The 21595-nt window shown below is 57.9% G+C and carries 31 protein-coding genes; 15 read left to right on the top strand and 16 right to left on the bottom strand.

Annotation, left to right across the window (positions count from 1 at the left end; genetic code table 11):
- Positions 1-2: 2 nt before the first annotated feature.
- The 4 genes from NVV72_10325 to NVV72_10310 form a co-directional block, all read right to left on the bottom strand.
- Positions 3-1154, bottom strand: a complete 1152-nt coding sequence (locus NVV72_10325; GenBank protein ID MCR6659712.1) for a PHB depolymerase family esterase — start codon at positions 1152-1154, stop codon at positions 3-5.
- Between the two features lie 32 nt (positions 1155-1186).
- A complete protein-coding gene (locus tag NVV72_10320; protein MCR6659711.1) occupies positions 1187-1654 on the bottom strand; it encodes a CopG family transcriptional regulator in 468 nt (155 codons plus the stop codon).
- Between the two features lie 462 nt (positions 1655-2116).
- Positions 2117-2674, bottom strand: coding sequence for a DUF4142 domain-containing protein (locus NVV72_10315; GenBank protein MCR6659710.1), 558 nt, complete (start codon positions 2672-2674; stop codon positions 2117-2119).
- A 177-nt stretch (positions 2675-2851) separates the two neighbouring features.
- On the bottom strand, positions 2852-3145 hold the full coding sequence (locus NVV72_10310; GenBank protein MCR6659709.1) for a hypothetical protein: 294 nt from the start codon (positions 3143-3145) through the stop codon (positions 2852-2854).
- Positions 3146-3342: 197 nt separating this feature from the next.
- Between NVV72_10310 and NVV72_10305 the strand changes: the two genes are divergently transcribed.
- Positions 3343-3774 (top strand): response regulator, encoded by a 432-nt coding sequence (locus tag NVV72_10305; protein ID MCR6659708.1) that lies wholly within the window; start codon positions 3343-3345, stop codon positions 3772-3774.
- Positions 3775-4033: 259 nt separating this feature from the next.
- Here NVV72_10305 and NVV72_10300 read toward each other — a convergent pair whose 3' ends face one another.
- The gene (locus NVV72_10300; protein MCR6659707.1) at positions 4034-4702 is read right to left on the bottom strand and encodes a hypothetical protein; all 669 of its coding nucleotides are present in this window, start codon (positions 4700-4702) and stop codon (positions 4034-4036) included.
- A 172-nt stretch (positions 4703-4874) separates the two neighbouring features.
- Between NVV72_10300 and NVV72_10295 the strand changes: the two genes are divergently transcribed.
- Complete coding sequence (locus NVV72_10295) at positions 4875-5012, top strand: metal-dependent hydrolase (protein MCR6659706.1); 138 nt, start codon at positions 4875-4877, stop codon at positions 5010-5012.
- Between the two features lie 393 nt (positions 5013-5405).
- On the opposite strand, the gene NVV72_10290 is transcribed toward NVV72_10295, so the two are convergent.
- From NVV72_10290 to NVV72_10275, 4 genes are all read right to left on the bottom strand, one after another.
- On the bottom strand, positions 5406-5819 hold the full coding sequence (locus NVV72_10290) for a hypothetical protein (protein ID MCR6659705.1): 414 nt from the start codon (positions 5817-5819) through the stop codon (positions 5406-5408).
- Between the two features lie 125 nt (positions 5820-5944).
- The gene (locus NVV72_10285) at positions 5945-6322 is read right to left on the bottom strand and encodes a hypothetical protein (GenBank protein ID MCR6659704.1); all 378 of its coding nucleotides are present in this window, start codon (positions 6320-6322) and stop codon (positions 5945-5947) included.
- Complete coding sequence (locus tag NVV72_10280; protein MCR6659703.1) at positions 6303-8078, bottom strand: catalase; 1776 nt, start codon at positions 8076-8078, stop codon at positions 6303-6305. Before NVV72_10280 ends, NVV72_10285 begins: the two co-directional genes overlap by 20 nt.
- Before the next feature lie 45 nt (positions 8079-8123).
- The gene (locus tag NVV72_10275) at positions 8124-8756 is read right to left on the bottom strand and encodes a hypothetical protein (protein MCR6659702.1); all 633 of its coding nucleotides are present in this window, start codon (positions 8754-8756) and stop codon (positions 8124-8126) included.
- 509 nt (positions 8757-9265) lie between these two features.
- Between NVV72_10275 and NVV72_10270 the strand changes: the two genes are divergently transcribed.
- From NVV72_10270 to NVV72_10260, 3 genes are read left to right on the top strand one after another with little or no spacing between them, the layout of a single operon-like run.
- Positions 9266-9676: a hypothetical protein gene (locus NVV72_10270; GenBank protein ID MCR6659701.1), complete on the top strand. Its 411-nt coding sequence runs from the start codon at positions 9266-9268 to the stop codon at positions 9674-9676.
- Between the two features lie 48 nt (positions 9677-9724).
- Complete coding sequence (locus NVV72_10265) at positions 9725-9916, top strand: hypothetical protein (protein MCR6659700.1); 192 nt, start codon at positions 9725-9727, stop codon at positions 9914-9916.
- The gene (locus NVV72_10260; GenBank protein ID MCR6659699.1) at positions 9913-10206 is read left to right on the top strand and encodes a hypothetical protein; all 294 of its coding nucleotides are present in this window, start codon (positions 9913-9915) and stop codon (positions 10204-10206) included. The genes NVV72_10265 and NVV72_10260 overlap by 4 nt, the downstream gene beginning before the upstream one ends.
- Here NVV72_10260 and NVV72_10255 read toward each other — a convergent pair.
- From NVV72_10255 to mutM, 4 genes are all read right to left on the bottom strand, one after another.
- The gene (locus NVV72_10255) at positions 10203-12107 is read right to left on the bottom strand and encodes a PAS domain S-box protein (protein ID MCR6659698.1); all 1905 of its coding nucleotides are present in this window, start codon (positions 12105-12107) and stop codon (positions 10203-10205) included. The genes NVV72_10260 and NVV72_10255 overlap by 4 nt on opposite strands.
- A gap of 157 nt (positions 12108-12264) precedes the next feature.
- On the bottom strand, positions 12265-12555 hold the full coding sequence (locus tag NVV72_10250; protein MCR6659697.1) for a hypothetical protein: 291 nt from the start codon (positions 12553-12555) through the stop codon (positions 12265-12267).
- A gap of 11 nt (positions 12556-12566) precedes the next feature.
- Positions 12567-13310 (bottom strand): SDR family oxidoreductase, encoded by a 744-nt coding sequence (locus tag NVV72_10245; GenBank protein ID MCR6659696.1) that lies wholly within the window; start codon positions 13308-13310, stop codon positions 12567-12569.
- 128 nt (positions 13311-13438) lie between these two features.
- Positions 13439-14281 (bottom strand): bifunctional DNA-formamidopyrimidine glycosylase/DNA-(apurinic or apyrimidinic site) lyase, encoded by an 843-nt coding sequence (gene mutM, locus NVV72_10240; protein ID MCR6659695.1) that lies wholly within the window; start codon positions 14279-14281, stop codon positions 13439-13441.
- A gap of 127 nt (positions 14282-14408) precedes the next feature.
- Between mutM and NVV72_10235 the strand changes: the two genes are divergently transcribed.
- From NVV72_10235 to NVV72_10195, 9 genes are all read left to right on the top strand, one after another.
- Complete coding sequence (locus tag NVV72_10235) at positions 14409-14588, top strand: hypothetical protein (GenBank protein MCR6659694.1); 180 nt, start codon at positions 14409-14411, stop codon at positions 14586-14588.
- A gap of 41 nt (positions 14589-14629) precedes the next feature.
- Entirely contained in the window at positions 14630-14854 is a 225-nt protein-coding gene (locus NVV72_10230; GenBank protein ID MCR6659693.1) for a hypothetical protein, read from the top strand.
- A gap of 35 nt (positions 14855-14889) precedes the next feature.
- A complete protein-coding gene (locus NVV72_10225; protein ID MCR6659692.1) occupies positions 14890-15948 on the top strand; it encodes a lactonase family protein in 1059 nt (352 codons plus the stop codon).
- A 99-nt stretch (positions 15949-16047) separates the two neighbouring features.
- Positions 16048-16512, top strand: coding sequence for a BLUF domain-containing protein (locus NVV72_10220; protein ID MCR6659691.1), 465 nt, complete (start codon positions 16048-16050; stop codon positions 16510-16512).
- Positions 16513-16670: 158 nt separating this feature from the next.
- The gene (locus NVV72_10215) at positions 16671-17153 is read left to right on the top strand and encodes an Hsp20 family protein (GenBank protein ID MCR6659690.1); all 483 of its coding nucleotides are present in this window, start codon (positions 16671-16673) and stop codon (positions 17151-17153) included.
- Positions 17154-17291: 138 nt separating this feature from the next.
- Positions 17292-17660, top strand: coding sequence for an Hsp20/alpha crystallin family protein (locus NVV72_10210; protein ID MCR6659689.1), 369 nt, complete (start codon positions 17292-17294; stop codon positions 17658-17660).
- A 118-nt stretch (positions 17661-17778) separates the two neighbouring features.
- A complete protein-coding gene (locus tag NVV72_10205) occupies positions 17779-18243 on the top strand; it encodes a MarC family protein (GenBank protein MCR6659688.1) in 465 nt (154 codons plus the stop codon).
- Positions 18204-18410 carry a hypothetical protein gene (locus tag NVV72_10200; GenBank protein MCR6659687.1) on the top strand — a complete coding sequence of 69 codons (207 nt, stop codon included), beginning with the start codon at positions 18204-18206 and terminating at the stop codon, positions 18408-18410. Before NVV72_10205 ends, NVV72_10200 begins: the two co-directional genes overlap by 40 nt.
- A gap of 95 nt (positions 18411-18505) precedes the next feature.
- Positions 18506-18703 carry a hypothetical protein gene (locus NVV72_10195; protein MCR6659686.1) on the top strand — a complete coding sequence of 66 codons (198 nt, stop codon included), beginning with the start codon at positions 18506-18508 and terminating at the stop codon, positions 18701-18703.
- A gap of 101 nt (positions 18704-18804) precedes the next feature.
- On the opposite strand, the gene NVV72_10190 is transcribed toward NVV72_10195, so the two are convergent.
- From NVV72_10190 to NVV72_10180, 3 genes are all read right to left on the bottom strand, one after another.
- Positions 18805-20316, bottom strand: coding sequence for an ATP-grasp domain-containing protein (locus tag NVV72_10190; GenBank protein MCR6659685.1), 1512 nt, complete (start codon positions 20314-20316; stop codon positions 18805-18807).
- A gap of 283 nt (positions 20317-20599) precedes the next feature.
- Positions 20600-20833, bottom strand: a complete 234-nt coding sequence (locus NVV72_10185; GenBank protein ID MCR6659684.1) for a hypothetical protein — start codon at positions 20831-20833, stop codon at positions 20600-20602.
- A gap of 51 nt (positions 20834-20884) precedes the next feature.
- A complete protein-coding gene (locus NVV72_10180; GenBank protein MCR6659683.1) occupies positions 20885-21196 on the bottom strand; it encodes a VTT domain-containing protein in 312 nt (103 codons plus the stop codon).
- Positions 21197-21219: 23 nt separating this feature from the next.
- Between NVV72_10180 and NVV72_10175 the strand changes: the two genes are divergently transcribed.
- Positions 21220-21528, top strand: a complete 309-nt coding sequence (locus NVV72_10175) for a hypothetical protein (protein ID MCR6659682.1) — start codon at positions 21220-21222, stop codon at positions 21526-21528.
- The last annotated feature ends 67 nt before the right edge of the window (positions 21529-21595 follow it).

Genomic DNA, 21595 nt, shown 5'->3' with positions numbered 1-21595 from the left:
GCCTAGCCGATCTTATTTTCGCCGAGGAAAAACCGAACCATCTCGCGACTTGCATCCGGTCCTTTAGGATCAGTATAGGATCCCCCCGCGTCACCACCTGACCAGGCATGGCCCGCGCCATGAAGCATCCAGTATTCAATCGCCGCTACGCCGTCACCGTCAGTATAGACCGTTCGGGAATAGCGACCGTTGCCTGCCTGGCCGTCGGTCGCCGCCCGTGTTAGTGCCCGCCCACTCATCGCCTGATCGACAACCTGCTGGCCGTTCCGAATGTGCACTGTTCCGTCGGCGTCGCCATGGAAGACAATCGTCCGAACGGCCAGACGCGCCGACGATATTTTGCCGGCTCCATGACTCATTGCGCCGAATGCGGAGGGCATGTCATGGGCCGCACCGACGGCGAGACCCGAATGAACCGCCACCCCGGCAATCAGGTCGGGATAGCGCGCCCCTAAAATTGCCGCCATTGCGCCGCCCGCCGATAGCCCTGCCACAAAAACCTTTCCCGGGTCGATGCGGTGTATGCTCATGACTTGCCTGATCATTCGCATGATCAAATCGGGCTCACCGGAATCCCGCCCCTGGTCAGCGGTATTGAACCAGTTCCAGCACCGGTTCATATTGGCCTTCGCCGATTGCTCCGGATAGAGGACGAGGAAGCCATGCGCCTCCGCCAGATTATTCATGCGGGTACCGATGGCAAAATCATCGGGGCTCTGCGTGCATCCGTGCAGCATGACCATTAAGGCCGCCGGGTCTGCCGAATATGTGCTGGGCACGTAAAGCTTGTAACGTCCCCCGCGTGCGGCGTCGGCCACTGTGTGCCGAGCAAACGTGGCGCCCAATGGGACGTCCGGGACGGCGTGCCCGTGCGCTGTTTTCATAGATCCTCGAAACCTGCCGACCAATGCGCTGAGGTCGATCCGGGGTTTGGTGTCGGACCGGGGCGCCTCGTCGGTCGGGGACGCGCCCGTTTCCGACGCCGTTCGCCATTGCCCGTCGCTGGACTGCGTCATTTCAATATGCGGCCTCTTGTCCGGCGCACGCACTTCTGGTTCCGGCGGTCCCCCGCCCTGGAGAATGGCCATGGCTTCGGCCAGGCGGCCCTCTCGGGTCAAGCGCGTGGCCTCGGCCATATCGATGTTCAGCTTCATGTCTAACTCTTACTGGTGATGTGGGACGCCCATCAGCGCATACGATCGCTTAACGCAGCGCGGACTTCAGGAGACGCTTGAAGCGCGCCTAAAACCTCGAGCGAGGTAATAGTGGCGAGCGCCAGGTTCGGTGTGACATCTGCGGCAATCGTAGCCAGGCCAACCACCTTGATCGACAGTCGTTCATTGCGAGACTGATATGCCTCGAGATCGGTACGAGTGATAACCCGCAGGCCCAGGTCGAGTTGACGCCGAACGATCGACTGCCGAACGGCCTCGCCTTGACGATCCAGTTGATTGCGGATGGCCGTGCGGATGAAATCGCTGCGGTTCGAATAAAACCCTTCCGATATCAACAGATCGATCTGACCCAGGTCTACATAACCCAGGTTGATGGTAATTTTCTCGGTCTCAGGCTGTTTCGATTTCTCAACTGACAATTTTTCCATCCATTTACCATCCATATGGATGTTATGTGGATGGCGAAGCCTGAGTGTCAAGGGTGCAGGCCCCCTGCACTCACTGTCCATCAGCACGCAGCGTTCGACCTTTACGGACTTCTTGCGATTCGGCTCACTACTCACCGCGCCGACTTATCTCCTTGAGACTAGGATGAAGAGCAGCACTCAAGCACGAAAAACAGGATGTAAATTCGGGAGGACGACATGGACGATTTGACAGCCAGACTCTGGGCCGAAAAAACCAATAGACCTTCTGCAGACGAAAAGGTTGCGCACGAAGAGACGTTGAGGCGCCTAAGCGAAGATCTGGAGCTGTTTCTTGCCGCCGCCTCAGCTAACTGGGGAGGGTCCTCCCGCAGCGCTGCGCGGCCGCCCCGCACCGGCTGTTCAGGACTTAGCGCGCCCTACCTGATGTATGATGTTGGTAATGCGCTCACACGGCACTGCCGCGAGGCATGACGACGTTGCGTGCTGCGGCGTCCGCAGCACGCAAAGCGATCTTTACGTCGACGAACCGTCTGCCGAAGCTGACGGATCCGTCTTCCCGGCATGGGTGGCATCGTCGACCATTTTCACGTGGTCTTTATGGGTCTGCAAGACAGGTAGTGTCGTTGCAGCAAACTGGCGGACAGGACCGTCCTTGCCACCATCCGCATAATCCTTGAATATACCCAGGGCCTCGTCGTGGGCCTTGGTTTGAATATCAATATACTTGTCGTCAAACGCATCCGGCGCGGCCGCGGTCAATTCGTCCAGCATCTTTTGGTGAGGTTCATCGAGGGATGTGGCGGGCTGCGTTGAATTGTGATCCGTCTCGAGCGCAGCTTTCAGATCGGCCCCGGCTTTGGTATGGTCCGTGATCATCTCCTGGGCGAAGCCCTTAACGTCTGCACTGACGGCGCGCTGCAGCGCCAGTTCGCTTGTTTTGATTTCAAACAGATTGGCGATGGACGCCTTCTGCACAAAGTCGGCCACCTTGTCGTCCTTGACGGGCCCTCCGCAACCGGCGATGGCCAGAGCGAACGCAAACGAAGTCGCAATCGCGAACTTATGAAACATAGGAAGTTCCTCACAAGCCTGATCATGCCGGTCAGCCCTATGCCGCTGGCAAACAGCCCTGCACAGGCTTGACATATTCAACGTAAGACCGACGTATGGGGACTGCGACCCTACCGTAAGAAGAGTATAAGATTACAAGGTTTGGATTGCATACGCGGGCGGTCGGCATGGCCCGTATCAGGCGAACACGTCTGAAGCTGTTACCGTCTCAACAGTAAATCGCGAACTGGTACCGCGGCAGCGCGTCAGATCCATATCGCCCTTGCGCCATGGCCGGCATTTAACCGATTGCCCTTCCACGGACAGGTAAAGTCCGGTCATGTCGAAGCGTTCGATGCGAGCCTTGGCCCGCCCGTCGCCGGCAAGGTCGACACGCAAGCCATCGCCGCGCCGCAAACTGCCACTCTGGATACAGAGGGCAGTGCCGGAGGAAATAGACGCGCTGGCGCTTGAAGCGGAATGTTCGATCATAAAGTCTCTCCTGGATGCGTATTTCGACAACTGATTTTGCGAAATCAATTTTCCATACGGATATGACCCCGGGATGCGCGGCGCCTCCCTACTCAAATTTTGCAGATGCTCGGATGTCACCACCCTTCGTTCTTATGCCCGCCACGCTAGGCTGGGCCTGTGGCAGTACACCTGTCGTATGATCATGGGAAAGCGCCGTGCCAATTCCTTTTCGAAAAGACCCTGCGATCACCGTGACCGGTTCGGACAATACGAGGCTGCGCGTCCTCGTCGTGGACGACAACGAACCATCTGCCTTAAGCGTATCCTGGGCGATCGAAGCCCTGGGCGACGAGGTCCGGACATGCCTGAACGGGCCCTGCGCCTTAACGGTCGCCATTGAGTTTCAGCCTGATGTCGTCCTCCTGGATATCGCCATGCCCGGTATGAACGGCCTTGAGGTGTGCGCCCGGCTGCGCGCCGATCCCAAGTTCAGTCACGTGAAGATCATCGCCCAGACCGGGAGGGGCGACAAAGAGACGCGCCGTCAGACGGACGAGCATGGCTTCGACCTTCACCTCGTTAAAGCCGTTGATCCGGACCTGCTGGAAGACATGCTGGATCTTCTAAGAACGGGCCACCACCGCTAACCGATTTACCGAATGGATGTCATGACTAACATTGCCCGATCCGACGAGCAGGCTGCCGAATTCGTCATACAAAATAACCCGCTCATGGTTCGCGCGTCCGTGCGCGTCACGCCGACGGGTCTGCTTGGCATCGCTGGCCTTGTGTCAACTATCCTGCTGTCGACCTGCGCCATAGTCTGGGTGGCTGGCAGCGTGCACCGCAGGGACCATAAACCCATATTTTGACGGCCTAAGGGTGCGATCGACTTCACGAAATGCGTCAGGGCGTTGCCGAGTGAGGCATATCCACGGGCTTTGATTCCGGAGAGCCGAACTGCCTTAGCCAGATGGATAACAGTACGATCGATGCGATCGCGAGGAATTCACTTTGCCAGTTCTGAAACGATTCAAACCAGAACCGCGGTTCGCCCAGAAAGCCGATGAATGCTTTCGGCACTTCATGTTTCAAATGCGCGTCGTTGACATAATCGCCGTAGCTGCCGGCCGCATGAAGACCGAAGCTTGCCAGAAACAGCAGCAGAAATGCTATACTGAGAGAACGCTTATACAGGCTTAGCACCCATCCGCCCTTTCTGACGGGCCAAGGTGCATCCGGCGCCGCCTTTGGTTCCGCATCGACATCTTCAGGCTTGTCTAGCGCCTTCGATTCCGATGAGCCCATCTGGCGTAGCTTCACAGTCGCCAGCACATAAAGGAACATCTGCAGAAATTCACTTTCCCAGTTCTCGAAGGTGACTTCAGCGAAACTGCCGCTTAGCAGATACGCCCCAAATGCCAGGGCCGTCCCGCCCTTCTCTTGCAGATCCTGGTTATGCTCCAACCAGCCGGTGAAGGCCTGAGCCGCCCAAAAAATCAGGAAAAAAGCCAGAGCGAAGATCGAGAGACCGTTCCGATAGAGAAACGGATACTTTCTGGCGGCCGGCGTCATGTCATGCTCCTTTCACTTTACGCCACCATGGCAGAGCTAAGGTAAGTTCAACATGTGTAATGCACCGCGGTGGTCTAAAGGCGGTGTTTGACAAGCCTTGGGCGCAATTTCGAGTAATTGAAGGTCAGTAATAGTGAGTGCCTGCCATGTCTCTCTCTCCCCACCGACCTGAATATCCCCGCGATCGCTCGACGCCGAATTTTCCGCCCACATGGCTCGCTGGTGGATGGGTAATGATCCAGTCGGCACGGCGGTGATAAATGCGCTGTCGATTACTTTTCCCGAGGGCGAACGCTTTTTCATTCAGTAGGTCAAGCGGTATGCGGCGGACTTGCCCCTTCACGTGGAACGGGATGTCAAAGCCTTCGCCCTGCAGAAAGGGGCACATACCTTCGAGCACGTTGACTTCAACAGCGGTATCAGCGCGTCGGGATATAGTTGGTTATGGGTCGATCCGGGACTGTATCGCCGCCTAGCGTGTGAATACCTTTCCTTTACCGACCGTTATTCCACCCCTCGCAATTGGACGATCGCGCGTTCATCGATAGAGCGGAGGCAATTCTGGGCTTCGAGACTTCCGGGCGGCAAAGCTGAGTGCCAACGCACAATAGACTCTTAAAGCGTGCGCAAACCGGTCGAAAAACAAATTGGATGAGACGCAGAATGCCCGCAGATGGGCAAGCATTCGCGACCCACTAACGGCTTATTTGACCGGTTTAGGTTCAGCGCTGGTCGAGGCGGATTCCGACGGAGCGGCCGATGGCTCGTCAGAAACTGTGCTGGCCGCCGACGTGCTGGCCGAACTACTGCTTTGATCGCCTGGCAAGCTTTCCGTTACCGGCGGTACCGATGCCGCGCTTGACGCCATGCCGTCCGTCGCTGTGGCGCTTACAGATGTATCGGCCTGCTGCTTGTTAAGATCGGCCGTCGTTGAATTCGCGGCCTTCACATGCGCCTTCTTGTCTTTTTTCGTGGTCGTCGAGGTGTCAGCGGAACTGGTTATAGACGCAGCGTCTGCGTTCTGGGCATCGGTCGGCTTGGACTGGGAGAACGCGGCAGAACTGGCCAGCGCTGCCGCGAACGCAACCGCCGTCGTGGTCAAAATGATCTTTTTCATCGGAGTGCCTGTGCGTTGATTTGAATTGAGCCGTGAGCCTAGGCCAAGACATGTAAGTTTGTCGGTCGCTTGACGAGCCGATAGTATCGGGAAACGGCAAGCGACCGGACTTAAGACGGAGAAGCCTAGATGGCATTGACGAGGGGTTCACGCGCCCAATAGCGCAGCGCCGTCAACGCCTGAAAATAGACATTCACCGCCGGGGCTGAGGCGAGCTCAATGCAAGCCTCGTCGAGACCACCCGCTGCCTTTTCAAGCTGTGGCAAGGCTTCAGCCGAATAGCCGATATACTTCATATGGGCGAAGGCATCGGCAATGAAGTCCCGCGCCGCTGCCTTCTTGTCGAGGAGGCTGGCGCCTTCGGCCGACAACAGAACGGCAACCGCATCGAAAAGAACCGACGGTCCGCCGTCGATCTTGTAGTGCGCCTTGACCCGTGTCCCGTCATCCAGTTCGACGCCGTCGATCATCGGGGCAATAACCTCAACGACGACCCCGTTCATGTCGGCAGAAGCAGTAATGGCATTGAACACTTCGGCGCTGGCGCCATCCGACAAAAAGGACGCCGATCTTGCGGCCGGCCAAAGACGGGGGCGGATTCTTCAGGATGCTCAGCGCATCGGAAGCCGGCAGATCCTCTCGTGTCGGCTTGGCGGCGTCGGCAGGGGCCGGCATCTCTTTCAGCCCAAGACCGGTAGCAACGCCGGACGCCAGGCTCTGATCGATGTTCAGCAGATGCGAGACGACACGCACGCGGATCGCCGGACGCTCTACGCGGCTGAGTTCGAACACCAGGGCATCCTTAATATGCTTCTGCTCAATCTCGGTCTGGCTGATGAAGAACTGGCGCGCCTGGCTATAATGATCGGCGAAGCTTTCAGGACGGGTACGCATCTTGGCCGCGCCGTCCTCTACAGGCTCGGGGAAAGTTTTGAAACCGACTCCGCTTTCGCGCGGACCACCTTCGTCGAGGCCGTAGGAATTGGGCTCGAAATTGACCCTTCCATTCGGATTGGTCATCGCCATATGACCGTCCTGCTGGAAGTTATGGAACGGACACTTCGGGGCATTAATCGGAATATGAGTGAAGTTCGGCCCACCCAGCCGCTTCAACTGGGTGTCGAGATATGAGAAGTTGCGGCCTTGCAGCAGCGGATCGTTGGTGAAATCAAGGCCGGGAACGATATTGGAGGTGCAGAAGGCGACCTGTTCCGTCTCCGCAAAGAAATTGTCCGGCATGCGGTTAAGAACCAGGCGGCCGACGATACGCACTGGCAGAATCTCTTCCGGGATCAGCTTCGTGGCGTCGAGCACATCGAAATCGAACTTATTGGCAAAGTCTTCGTCGAAGAGCTGGAGTCCCAGTTCCCATTCAGGGAAGTCGCCTGACTGAATGGCATTCCAGAGGTCGCGACGGTGGAAGTCCGGATCGGCGCCGTTGATCTTGACGGCTTCGTTCCATACCACCGATTGCATGCCCAGCTTGGGCTTCCAGTGGAACTTGACGAACGTCGATTTGCCATTCGCGTCAACCATGCGGAAAGTATGGACGCCAAAGCCTTCCATAAAACGGAACCCGCGCGGAATGGCGCGATCGGACATGGTCCACATGATCATGTGCATCGACTCGGGCATTAGCGAGATGAAGTCCCAGAAGTTGTCGTGCGCCGTCTGGGCTTGCGGGAAGGCACGGTCGGGCTCATCCTTCGCGGCGTGGATCAGGTCGGGGAATTTGATGGCATCTTGGATGAAGAAGACCGGTATGTTATTGCCGACCAGATCCCAATTGCCTTGCTGGGTATAGAATTTTACAGCAAAGCCGCGCACGTCACGGGCGAGGTCGAATGAACCCTTGTTACCGGCGACAGTCGAAAACCGAACGAAGACCGGGGTCTGCTCGCCGGCTCGCTGGAAGAGATCGGCAGAGGTCACGTCGGCCAGCGAGTCATAGGTTTCAAAAAACCCATGGGCGCCGTAGCCGCGCGCGTGCACAACCCGCTCTGGAATGCGCTCATGATCGAAGTGGAAGATTTTTTCGCGCATGTGGTGGTCTTCAAGCGCGACCGGTCCGCGCGCCCCGACCTTCAGGGAATTCTGATCATCGGAGAAGGGAGCACCCTGCGCCGTCGTCAGTACGGGAACGCCCTCCTCCGCCTGCTGATGGGTCTCGCCGCCATTGCCCTGGGGTACGGCGACGTCAACAAAGGTCGCGGAAGTAAACGTGTCTGCCTCGGTGGCAGGTTTGGTATTTTTAGACATTGTAGCCTCGTGTGAATTTATAAAATCAGGAATCGAATAGTGAAATCAGGCGGCCTTGACGTCGACCGATGCCGTCCCTGGCCGGAGCAGATGCAGGAAGTGCCCGTGGGCGAGAAAATGCAAAGTCTGCGCAATAGCGAGCGGGTCGCTGGCCGTGAGGTCATGCGGCGTCATGAGGACGATGTGATCCGCCATTCCGCGAATGCGGGTCCGTGCAACACTGATCTTCCCATCGTGCGGCCAGGGAATGACCACATTGGCGATGGGATCGAGTGAAACGCAGCCGGCGATAACACCAAGAGGATATCTGGCGTCTTGCTCGAGGACGTGAGCAAATGTATCATCACCTGTGCCCGATTGGTACGCTGCCGGTCCGAACATCATCCGAAAAAGCCAATTACGCCGATAGAGTTCGAGGGCATCGCTGCCTTTTAGCCCCGGGGCAGTCATGACGACCCGACCAAGGTTAGCCGGCATAAAGTCGCTCATTGCCGCATGAAGGAGGACACCGCCAAGCGAATGGGTCACGAAGTGCAGCCTTCCCGCGTCGCGATAGCGATCGAACAATGGCCGGATATGTCTGGCTACAAGGGTTTCGATCGGCGCCGATGTGGAAGGATAGCCGATATTGGCGACGTCATAGTTTGCGCGTCTTAGCGCGAGCTCCAGCGCCCCCATTGTAAAGGGCGACTCTCCTAGTCCGTGCAGGAGCACGACACAGTCTCGCCTTGACCCGTCAGTCACGGCGCGCGGGGTGTCAGCAATTGACATCTCGATTTCTCTTCGATTTTAAGGATGACTACACGTGCGATTACGTTCGCTATAGATGTGGCTCGCCGCGTTAGTACGATATGCCGTTCCAGCCCGGCACGATAAGGATGGCGTAAGGAACCTAGCCCATATGGTCGGCAGCTTCGGATAACGTCTATTTGACAGGCGATCCACGTCCGGACGTGAAAAAGGCGCGACCGACGTCGCGCCTTCGTCAGATAAACCTCCCCAGTTAAACGCGTCGGCCACGCCATGCGCGCTTGCGTGCCGATGACGGAAAGCTCGTCCGGCATACCAAAAGAATCGAATAAATACGGCGCCGACCGCCCCCGTATCGCGCCTTTACATGTCCGCAAGAAATTCGAACGGCAATCCTAGACACGTTGGCGCAAGTCTAACTCTGAAGGAGTGCTCAAATGTCCAGTGGAAACCATTATACCGGTGACGTGCCCGCTTCGGTGCATCACGGCGATACACCGCCCCCCTCGATCGAGCTCGCAATCCACGCGCAGGCCATGTCGGAGGACGGCAATGCTGATCCGTTTCCACCTGAGGGGACAGACGACAAACTCGTGCAACGCGAACAGACCGGCGATAAGGCCTTGAGCGATGACGAAGGGCTGCGAGCGGCCCGTTATGTCATTGCGACCGGGCTGACCTCGGCCGCAGGTGGTACTGACCGTGGCGCCGCAAGTCCGCCCGACGGTCGTGACACGCCGTCGGGCGCGAACCCACCAGACACGCGCGACGTGATCCTGAGCGCGGAAGCGCTCGCTGACACGGTCGCCGCGCAGCGACGTGAGCCCCTCAGGCACGCTACCGAATAGCTCATTCCGGCACAGTTCTATTTCTCTTGAGCTTGAAAGGACGCTCACATGGCCACGATGAACCCCTTCGACGACGACCGCCACGCTGCGCAGACGCGGCTGCCTTGGATGGCACTGGTCATCATCGCGATGATGACGATTGTTGTCGGATGGATGGTTTTCACCGCAACCCCCTCAATCGCCGACCCGACGGCCGCCAAACCCGAGGTCACCATCGGCAACCCGGAGCCGCTGGCGTGACGCTTGAACAGAACCGTAACCGGCACCCCATCGAAGGGCGCCGGCCCGACGCACTGATCGGCCTGGTTATCGCCATCCACCGATATATGGATCATGAAATTGATATCGTCGAAGCCCGCAGACTCATACTGCTGGTCTTCGCGCCTCCAGTAGATGATTGTGCGCATCGCGATCTGGTGGATTACCTCGACCGGCTACTGGACCGGCTCCGCGGCGGCGACCTGTCCCCGAACGCGGTCCTGAACGATATTGTAGTTCGGGCCACCCTCTCGCCTGCGTCCGAAGTCTAACCCACGGCCGCTGGCCGCTTGATTGCCTCAGCCAGTATCTTTTGGACCGCGGCGGGTTTTAAGGGCTTGGGCAGGAAGGCGTCCATGCCCGCCGCAAGACACAGGGCGCGGTCCTTTTCAAAGACATGCGCCGTCACCGCGACGATCGGCGTCCGGTCCTTGCCTGTTTTGCCCTCGATCTCCCGAATCTGCCGGGTGCATTCAAATCCGTCCATCCCAGGCATCTGAACATCCATGAGAATAACGTCGTAAGCGACGCGCTCGGCGCACCTGACACCCTCCATGCCATTGCGAGCGATGTCGTAGCTGTATCCCCAGCTATCCAGGAGGCCGGCCAGTACAACCGTGTTGGGTTCGAAGTCCTCGACGATCAGGACATTCTTCTTGTCGGGCAGAGCGGACCGGTTCGCGATAGGCTGCGCGTCCGGGCTATTGCCGACCTCAATTTCCACCGTGAATGTGGAACCGAGACCGGGCGTGCTGACCACGGAAATCGTGCCGTCCATGGCCTGAGCCAGTCCCTGACAGATACTCAAGCCCAGCCCCGAGCCGCCATGTGTCCGCGCCGTAGACGCATCGGCCTGCATGAACTTGTCAAACACAAATGGCAGTTTCTCAGACGCGATCCCAATACCGGTATCGGAGACTTTCAGGACCAATCGCGTCCGGTCAAGGTCGGCGTGAATAATCCCTACGGAAAGATCAATGCCGCCCTTTTCGGTGAACTTTACCGCATTCGCCAGCAGGTTGGTCAGGATTTGCTGAATTCGCAACGGGTCGCCAACATAACGGTCGTGAAGATAGCCGGTATATTCGACGCTCAGTTTCAGCCCTTTCTCGTTAACGGCCGGCTCCTGCATCAGTACGACCCGCTCTACCAGTTCCATAAGGTGGAAATCGACACGCTCGAACTGGAAAGACCCGGCTTCCGCTTTTGAGAAGTCGAGCAGATCGTTGATCAGCGCCAGCAGACTATCGCTGCTTTGACCGATCATAGTAAGGAACTGCTGCCCCTTTGGCGTCAGGGCCTCCGTATGGCTGAGCAAATGCGTAAGGCCGATGATAGCATTAAGCGGCGTACGCAGTTCATGGCTCATGTTAGCCAAAAATTCGTCCTTACGCTTGCTCACCTCGGCCAGAGCTTCGATGGTGCGCTTCTGCTCGGTGATATTGCGCGCCACCTTGGATGCGCCCACTATACGCCCGGCGCCGTCGCGGATCGGTGACACGGTCAGCGAGATGTTGAGCAAATCACCGTTTTGGGCCCGCCGGATCGTTTCAAAATGATCGACCCGCTCGCCCGCCTTGACGCGTCCCAAGATGGCATATTCCTCGTCGATCATGTCCTGGGGTATGATCAAAGAGATATGCTTGCCAATAGCCTCCTCCGCCGAGTAGCCGAAAATGCGCTCGGCGGACGGATTCCACGATGTGATCATTCCATCCAAATTCTTGCTCACGATCGCATCGTCCGAAGACTCAATGATCGCCACCAGGTAAGCGCTGAGGCGTTCAGCGCTTTTTGCCGTACGGATATCGCGGGCAACCTTGGACGCACCTATGATCCTGCCATCATCCGCGAGTATGGGCGAGACGGTCAATGAGATATCGATCAGGGTGCCGTCCTTCGCGCGGCGGATGGTTTCGAAGTGATCGACGCGATGGCCGGCCTTGACCTTGCCCAGGATGATATATTCCTCGTCCAGGCGGTCTTCGGGAATGATTAGGGAAATGTGGTGACCGACAGCCTCATCTGCGGAAAAGCCGAATACACGTTCTGCAGACGGGTTCCACGCGGTGATAATCCCCTCGAGCGTCTTGGCGATAATCGCATCATCCGAAGAGTCTATGATCGCCGCGAGATAACCCTCGGCGTTTTCAAACCCTTTTTTTGCTGACATCCTGTGATCCGTTATTGGTTATGTCCCGTATCCGTTTTGGCTCGGTCTGTCTCAAATGACCTCCACGGCATAAGTTTCCAATATTTATATCGCTACGCGCCGCGTCGATCAAAAACGGCACGCTTTCAGCGACAGCGGCGCGAGCCGCCGACAACCATTATAGGCGATCCGACTGCGTGGCGCGGATCAGAATCTGGTCCTGCCGAAAAAGACCCTGCAGTGTTTGCCGATAGGACTGCCACCAGGCTTTGTCCAGCGAGGCCGTCATAACCTCGAAGATAACGATATCGTCCCGCGTCTTATCCTGTCCCCAGATACCTTCCGCCGGCGCCCGCGTGAATGCGGTTAAGCCGCCATAGGCCTCCGCGAGCTTTGCCTTCTGCTCATCATAGAGATGGCGAGGAAACGCCCGCCCCGCGTTGTCGGCAATTGGCAGAAATATCTCCACGACATACACCGTCAGCCCTTTTTTTGAACTCTTGGTTCGACACGCACGACCGAAACATTTGTGCGCGGGGAACGCGTCAAGGCGAACAGAATCGTATCGGCGAGCTCTTCGGCATACAGCATCTCGTGCTTCTCAATCGCCGCACGTTGTTCTTCGGGACTTTTCTCCTGCATGTCGGCGCCCACCGAACCTGGCTCAACGAGGGTCACCTTGATATTCTCCTCCATAACCTCTTTGCGCAACGTCTTCGCGTAAGTCTCGACCCCGGCCTTAGTCGCGGCGTAGACGCTGGTTCCCGGCGATTGGGCCTCCGCACTGATGGATCCCACAAAGACTATATGACCACCGCCTGACGTCCGGAACCGCTGGATCGCTTCACGGGCGCTGGCGATGTAGCCGAGGAAATTCGTTTCAACGGCATTGCGCCATTCTGAGTCAGGCGTATCCTGCGCGCCCTCCACGCTCAGCCCCGCATTAGCGATCAGGATATCGAGACCGCCCAGCTGCGCATCCACCTCAGTGAATTCCTTGGCAATGCCATCTGTCGACGACACATCCGCGACCAGGCCGTAGACAGTGTCCGAGTATTGCCGTGCGTTTTCGAGCAGATCCTGGAGTTCCGGCTCATGGCGGCCAAACGTCAGCACGCGGGCGCCGGCCTCCGCCAACTGGGCGACGGTCGCCCGCCCGATCCCGGTCGTCCCGCCTGTAACCAGGATACGCTTGCCATGCAGGGAGGTCAGTTCGACGGTCATTTCGGTCTCCTTGTTTGAGAGTGTCATCTCAAAAGGTAAAAGGCCTATTGTAAGAATGAAATGCCTCTGCCGCCCGCAGGCATTGGCTTTTTATCATGTCCTTGTCCCTCACCGGTCTGGAAGAGGCCTCACTTCTGACAGACAGGACAGTAAAAACTCGACCGTCCCCTTTCGCTCGCCTTTACAATGATCCCGCCGTCGTCCCGGCGACATGACGAACCCGCGCGATTATACGCACTGTAATGATACTCGAAATAGCCATCCCGTCCGCGTGGACCATCTGTTTCGAGGGACGCGACGCCAGCCCGGACCGCGTCGTGGATGACTGCCTTGACCCCCGCCACGAGTCTGACGGCTTCATGTCTCGAGAGCGTATTCGCCGGCCGGTCCGGACGCAGGCGCGCCGCCCAAAGCGCTTCACAACTGTAAATATTGCCGAGGCCGGCGACGGCCGCCTGGTCCATGAGAAGCGCCTTCAGGGGCGCCTTACGATCACCGGCCAGATCAAGAAGGCATTCGGTGTCGAACGCCTGTGACAGCGGCTCTACTCCCAATTCCTTGTACCACGCCTGAACCTCGAGTTCGACGTCAGGAAGGAGCAGCATGAACCCGAACCGGCGTTTATCATGGAAGTCTAGCGAGAGATCCACACTCCCCGTGCGTGCGCGGCATTGGAAGTGCAGATGCTTCGGCCGTTCGCCGGGTGGCCTGTCTTCCCGTCTATGAACCGCGAACAGGCCTGTCATGCCGAGGTGGGTGACCCAGACCTCGCCGCTATCGAGATGAATGAACAAGTACTTCGCCCGCCGGCCGACATCGCGAACGACCGCGCCGTCAAGCCGCTCGCCGAAATCCTCCGGAAACGGACGGCGCAGATCGGCACGGTGAAGCTGGACTTCGCTCAGTTTCGCGCCAACCAGCTTTGAGGCCAGGTCTGTTCTCATAGTCTCGACTTCCGGAAGTTCGGGCATCGGCAAGACTCCTCTGTGGTCATGCCAAGGCTAAGACGGGACGACGAAAAAATACAATGTGGCGTCGACTCCCTGACGCATTGAGAACTTATCGCCATCAGCCATAGATTCGATCATGGAGGAGACCATGGAACCTGAACCCAAATTCGAGGATAAGATCTCGACCGGCATCCGGGACATCCTATCAAGATTTAAGGCGGACCGGTTGGCGCTCGAACAGGCGGAAGCTGAACTCGTAGCTCTGTTTGCGTCCGAGGGCCCCGCCTCGGACCCAAGCGGCATCGGCGGATTAAGAACCCACGATTAGCGCTCGCCTGAGCGTTTTCCCGAAAAAACAAGGAGATGATCATGAGCGACCCGAATGACAATGACACGGACAATGCGTCCAATCCGTTGCGCGGACAGGCGCCGGCACCCGACGAGTTGAAAGACAAGCGACCCGAGGGTGAAAATCCTAACGCCTCACAACATTTAGACGCAGATCCCGCATGGAAGGAACGGCCCGGACAATACCCCGCAGCCAAAACGGGCCTATTGAACCCCGATCTGCGCGGAGCGGGAAAGACGAAGTGACGGCGAAGCGTGTTTTGCCAGTCCCGGATTTTTGGGTGGGCACCTATACCACCAGTTCTGCGCGCGGCATCTTCCCTTTAGGCATGGACGCGGTCACTGAACATTGGCGCCTAGGTCCTCCCGAGGCGATGATAGAAAACGCTTCATATGCAGCCTTTAGCCCGCGTTCCGGCTTGTTCTACATGGTGAATGAGCAGGATGAAGGACGCATAGGCGCCTGGTGGCGGTCGCCAATGGGCGCGTGGCGCCGGATCCAGACTGTATCCTCGTTGGGCGCGGCGCCCTGCTACCTGAGCTTAAGCGCGGATTTCGACACGCTTGCCGTCGCAAACTACAAGTCAGGCACAGTTGCGACGTTTCAACTCGATCACAGGACTGGCTGGATGCGTGACGAGCCAAGTGTTTTTGAGAACGCCGGCCGCGGACCGGACATCGAACGGCAAGATGGACCTCACGCCCATTGTGTTCGCTTTGCCCACGGTTTTCTCTATAGCACCGATTTAGGCACCGACCAGGTCCTCTCGTGGCCGCAAGCTGGCGCGGCCTCGTCATTGGCGAAACCGATCGTGGCCTTCAAGGCCCCAGCCGGAGAGGGCCCGCGTCATATCCTGTTTCATCCCAGTGCGCGTGTTGCATACCTGCTTACGGAACTTGCTAGCAAACTCTTGGTGCTCAATGTCGAACCTTCGGGCGAACTTAGGCTGCGAGAGACTCTGTCGACCCTTCCCGACGACTTTGACGGCCAGTCGCTCGGCGGACATCTGGAACTGAATGCTGCCGGGACCAAGGTTTATGCCTCCAATCGCGGACACGACAGTCTCGCCGTATTCGATGTCGGCACCGACGGCGGATTATCCCGATACGGCATATATCCAACTTTCGGAAAATCGCCCCGTCACTTCGTGCTTGCCGAGGACAGACAGGCGATCCTTGTCGCCCATCAGAACGGTAACACAGTCGACGTCATTGCTATGGACACCGACGGTGTACCGGGAGCGCACCTGGACAGCTGCTCGGTGCAAAACCCCGCCTTCGTGGGGCGTGTTCCGCCATCCAGGGTCGACCATCGCCCACCGAATGGGCGCGGTGCATGAACCCAATCGTAACAAGCAAGGACGCAGAAGGGCGGAGCGAGGGCTTTGGTAATGAGTTCTGTATATTCTGCACGCTGTCCGAATCCAGGGAATGCCCGCATGCTCACGCAACTGATTTATCATAGCCATTTCGTGCCGGGCGATTATGGCGCGCTCAGCACGGTCCGGAATATCATCCAGGTCTCCGAGATCAATAATGGACGTGATGGCATTACCGGGTTCCTGATCTTCGATAAGTTCCACTTCCTGCAGATTCTCGAGGGCGCACCGGAGGACATTCAGCAGACCCTGCAACGCATCAGGGCCGATCCACGGCATCGGGACCTCACCGTCATCGCCGACAGACCTGTCCCGGGCCGTGCTTTCACCGACTGGGCGATGGGCGGATTTATCCGATCCCCTGAGGCACAGTCCATCCACACACGACATGGGATCGCGGGCGACCTGCAGATCGACACCCTGTCGGGCGACGCCGTCGTTGCCCTGGCAACCGACCTGCTCGTATTCGAAACGGAACGGCAGAAACAGCGCGTCGTTGGCATCAGCACGCACGAGCCCATTTAGGCCCGCTGGCATAGCCGTCAATCAAGGGTATTGTCCGTCAAAATTATTCAAAAAAATTTTGACGGGTCTCTTTAACCCGATTTTCACGCACCTAAATTTCCGGCCGTGACCGCGATCACAGTTATCTGTTCAACCTTTCAACCCTTGAGGTTTTGCAAATGACAAGCGCCTTTTCTCTTAGTCCTTTGTATGGTTCATCGGTAGGCTTCGACCGCTTCACCGACCTGTTCGAGACCCTGGGACGCACGCCGGAGCTCGGCACCACCTTCCCCACCTATGATGTCGAGAAACTCGATACCGACCGGTACCGTATCAGCCTTGCGGTGCCTGGGTTTTCGGACGCCGATCTCACCCTGACAGTTCAGGACACCCAGCTGATCGTCACGGGCAAGAAGCAATCCGTCAAAAAACCGGACAGCGCGTTCCTTTATAAGGGGATAGCGGTGCGCGATTTCTCACAGACTTTCCAGCTTGCGGACTATGTGACCGTAACGGACGCCGAACTGACGGACGGTCTCCTGAAGATCGACCTTGTTCGGAAGCTCCCTGAGGCACAAAAGCCGCGAACCATTCCGATTAAGGCAAACCCGGAGCCCAAGACCCTGTCGCATCAGACGAGCACACAGCCCGGCGCCGCCTGATCAGTCGTCGCGCCACCGAGGGCTGCGACCTTCGTTCACTTGATGCCTAGACAAAAGGAGGTTTAAAAATGGACATCAAGAAACTTGCCCCCTGGAACTGGTTTAGCCGGGAGCAAGCGCAGGGGAGCGTACCCGTTCATGCAATTGCACAATGACCTTGAAAACACCTTCAATAACGTGATGCGCAATCTGGGGTTTCTCAATTCAGGTCTTTACTCGACCTATACCACTGGCGCGAACACTCTGCCGAATGTCGATATCCTATCTTCCGAGTCCGAGTATATTATTCGGCTCGAGGTGCCGGGCGTTGAGGATGCAGATCTGAAGATCGAATTGTCCGCTGATGGGGCACTGGTGGTCAGCGGTGAGAAGCATCAGTCCTCTGAGGACAAGAGCCGAAACGTCCACCGGATCGAAAGGCAGTTCGGCGGATTTGTCGTGTCTTGTCTTTGCCCAATGACGCCGAGCCGGATGGGATGGAGGCGTATTTCCGGAATGGCGTGCTGAGCATTACCTGCCCGCGCGCCACCACGCCCGACGGCGCCAGCCGGAGGATCGAAATCAAAAAGGTGACCTGAAATCCGGCCGGCCCACCTCATGGGCCGGCCCAATTGGTGCAGCCCAGATGGACACAAACAGTTTTATCGGCATTGCCGCCCTCCTCTTCTCCCTATCCAACCCGATTGGCGTGATACCCATAGTCCTGTCACTGACCCGGGATCTGACGACCGGTCAGAAAACGATGGTCATTGCCGCCGCAGCTAGCGCCGTCGCCGGTCTGCTTATCCTCTCCGTTTTAACGGGCCGGCAGCTGCTTGGCTTCTTTAACGTCGGGCTAGACGATTTTCGAATCGCCGGCGGGTTGCTTGCGCTCTTCGTGGCCTTCGAAATGTTTCAGGCAAAATATGGTGGGTTCATGCAAACGCGTGAAGAAACAAGCCGGACCGAGACAGACATCCACGGCATAGCCATTACCCCACTCGCCTTTCCCCTCTTGGTCGGGCCGGCGGAAATGAGCATTATGATCACCCTGTCGTCTGACGCACCGACATGGATGCACAAGGGTGGCCTCATCGCGCCGCCGTCCTGACGGCCCTCCTCATCGCCGTCAGCCTGGCACTTGCACTGCCGATCACCAGGTTGATCGGAAAGGCTGGTATTAACGTCGCCACCCGCGTCATGGCTTTATTCGTGGCAGCCATCGGCGTCCATTTCATCGTGACCGGCCTACGGACGGCCCTGCCGGGCCTGGCTTAAAGGTTTTGAATTTTGCGGGTATTTTATCGAGCGCGCGCAAAAACCGCCACGCCCTTGCGTGTGAGTCTTTAAAAGGTGCGAAAAGGAGATTTTACATGGTCCAGACCACCCCCCAATCCCCGATGCGGAAATATGGCATTGTGATCGTGCTGGCCGTCATCGTACTGCTCGTTGCCATCGTCGGTGTAGGCCGCATTCTCAGTCACGATCCGAAACCCGTTCAGGGCGTCGACCGCTCTGCGCACAGAATCCGCCGTCAGCGGCTCACAATCCGGCCTGGAGGCTGTGACTAAGGATAATGTCGAGGACACGTCAATGACCGTCAACTAGGCGAGCCACGGCAGCCCGGCTGATCCTTCGCCTGGACATTGGGTCGTTCAGCGCGTTCGGCAAGTCATTCCCGTGCGCGCTCGGCAGCGCAACGGACGAGTTCCGAGAAGAGGTTTCGAAATCGCTTGCGATAAATCATCAGTTCGGGATGGAACTGAACCCCGACCCAGAAACGACGCGTCCGGTCTTCAACGCCCTGAACGGTTCCATTGGGTTCGCGCGCCGTGACCGTCAGGCCCGCACCCAACCGATCGATGGATTGACAGTGGATAGCATTCACCCGCGCCTTCGTCACCGTCATAACGCGATGCAGAAGACTATCAGGTTTAATCCGGATCGGTTTGCGCAAGGTCAACGGCTGGATGAGCCCGCGTGCGAACACAGGTTGCTCGAAACCAGAATGATCCGCATGCAAGGTTCCACCGGCAAAGACGTTCAACATTTGAGCCCCCCGGCACACACCCAGCACGGGCAGGTCATGCTCTCGCGCTGACGCGGCCCAGGACGCCTCGAGATCGCCACGCGCCAGGTCATACCGGTATCCGGCCTTCGGCTTGCCGGCATAGGTCAACGGATAGATGTCGGATCCTCCCCCGAAAATCAGTGCGTCTATCGTGCGCGGATCACCTGGCGCTTTCGATGTGAGTTTTACGGCTCGTCCACCAGCAAGCCAGACGGCGAATTTCATCGCCCACCAACTGGGCAGGTCTCCATGGTCAGGTTTGGTAATACCTATTGTGGGACGGCGGCGCGCCGTGGCTTCAATAGGTGCGGGTAGAACCTCTGCCTGGTACGTCACTTCCGGAGGCAGCCGCCTGTGCCGAACCAGATGGCTCAATATGAAAAGGGCACCCAGGCCGACCAACGGGTCTTTGTCGCTACTTAATTCACTTTGCGCGCCGCGCACCTTGTCGACAGCTGCGGACAGGGCATCGACCACTTCACGGGCCGATGCGGTGGTGCCCAGGGCAGCCGCCGCCGACTCCATGGCTTCCACGAACTTGCCAGTCGATAGACTATTACGCGCCCTCGCCCACGCGTCAGCTGCAGACGCAAGATGCGGATCGGAGGCCGCAACCTCTTCAACGGTTGCTAACAGCCATACGGCTGGCGTCTTCGTTACCACACCGATGTGTGGTTGAGGTGGCGCGAACGGTACGCCAATCGTTTGGAGGAACAGGAGCCACGGAAAGTCTACGCCTGTTTCGATCGAATGAAATATACCCGCCCAGAACCGGGCATTAATTTCGATAACCTGTGGAACGTCAGTGCCGTTCCCGGTCCATCGAAAATCAATCTCACAGACACCGTTCCAGCCTGTCGCGGCCAGAAGCTGTGAAACCGCTTCTCTGAAGGGCGTCTCATCCACGGATTCCCGAATTGCCCCGGCACCGGCCTTGCGCGGAAAGGTTGAGAGGTTTTTATAAGCCATAATGGCCTGCAGCCGGCCTTCGTCAGCTAACGCCGCGACGCAATAGTCGTCGCCCGCGATGAAATCCTGAATGAGCGGCGGCGGCGAAAAGCCTAATGCGTCCGCTTGCGCCTTGGCCTCGGCGGGTGTGCGTGCCAGGGTCACCCCCGCGACCACCCACGCCTGACACCGGCTTTACGATCACCGGGAAGGCCAGAGGCAGATCGTCCATATCGGCCAGAGAGTGCGGCGTGAAGCTGCCGGGCGCGGGAATGCCGGTATTACGAATAAGGTCTGCCAGCCGATCCTTTGGGTTGACCAGCTCGAAACTGGCAACCGATGGCGCTGCGATCTTGATAAGCGGCTCGAACCGCTCCCGATGCCTGGCGATGAGCTCAATCTCGCGGAAGACCGGCATAAGAACATAGGGACGGCCATCACGGGGCGCTTAGGTCCTGACCGCCGCCTCCAGATCATCAAGAAACTCAGACGGGCGAGTATCCCATGGCGCGACCGTAAAGGTTTCCCGAACATGTTTTGAAAACGACAAAACGGTCATGGATACGTCGTCGCACCCAATAACCTCGACTCCCTGACGTGCCAGGGAACGGGCGATGACGAGCGCCATCAGACTTCTGCCATAAGTCAAAATGACCCGGCCGGGCAAGGCATCAGACGTCATCTTACGGTCTCTCCTGACGGATTGTGAAACCATTTGCCACATCGTTTGCGTTCATTCACTATCCTTATTTCCGGCCGGCCTGATGAGTTTGAAGGCCGCCTTCGCGATCCACGGCAGGAGCCCCAGAAGGCACAGAGCCGAGATCAATTCGGGCGTCACAACATCGGACATGGATTTGACTTCGGCGAGGCGCGTGCCGGCATTCGCGTAGATGGCAATAGCCGGCAAGGTGCTGAGTTGGCTCACCACATAAAAGGTCGTCGTACGCATAGCCGTCATACCGAGGGTGATATTGGTCAGCGAAAAGGGAAACACAGGCAAGAGTCGCAATGCAACCACATAGAACGCCCCTTCCCGGCGCACCCCCTATCCACGGTTTCAGGGTGGTGAGCGAAGACCTGCTCAACAGTGCCCCTGAAGAAGAACCGCGCCATAAGAAAGGCGGCCAGGGCCCCGATATTGGCCGCGAACGAGGCGAGCGCAAGACCTGGGAAAAACCCAAACAGCGCGCCCCCGGCCATTGCCATCGGGATTTCAGCAGGCAGGCAAAGCGCAGCAATTCCGGCGAAGGTGATAAAGTAAACGACGGCGCAGAGGAAGGGATGGTGGTCCCTATACACCAGCATCGGCGCTGCGATCGCCTGAACGAGCGCAATATCGGGGTGAAGCCGGGCCATGGCGCAGATCACCGCTAGGGCCAAGGCGAAAGCCACCAAGAGCCGGGCAAATTGCATTTTTGGCAGCAAGCGTCCCAAGCACCAC

Origin of the sequence: Asticcacaulis sp. (genome assembly GCA_024707255.1) — a bacterium.
Classification (GTDB): Bacteria; Pseudomonadota; Alphaproteobacteria; order Caulobacterales; family Caulobacteraceae; genus Asticcacaulis.
The sequence above is the reverse complement of the archived record's forward strand: the minus strand, read 5'-3'. Positions and strand labels throughout refer to the sequence as shown.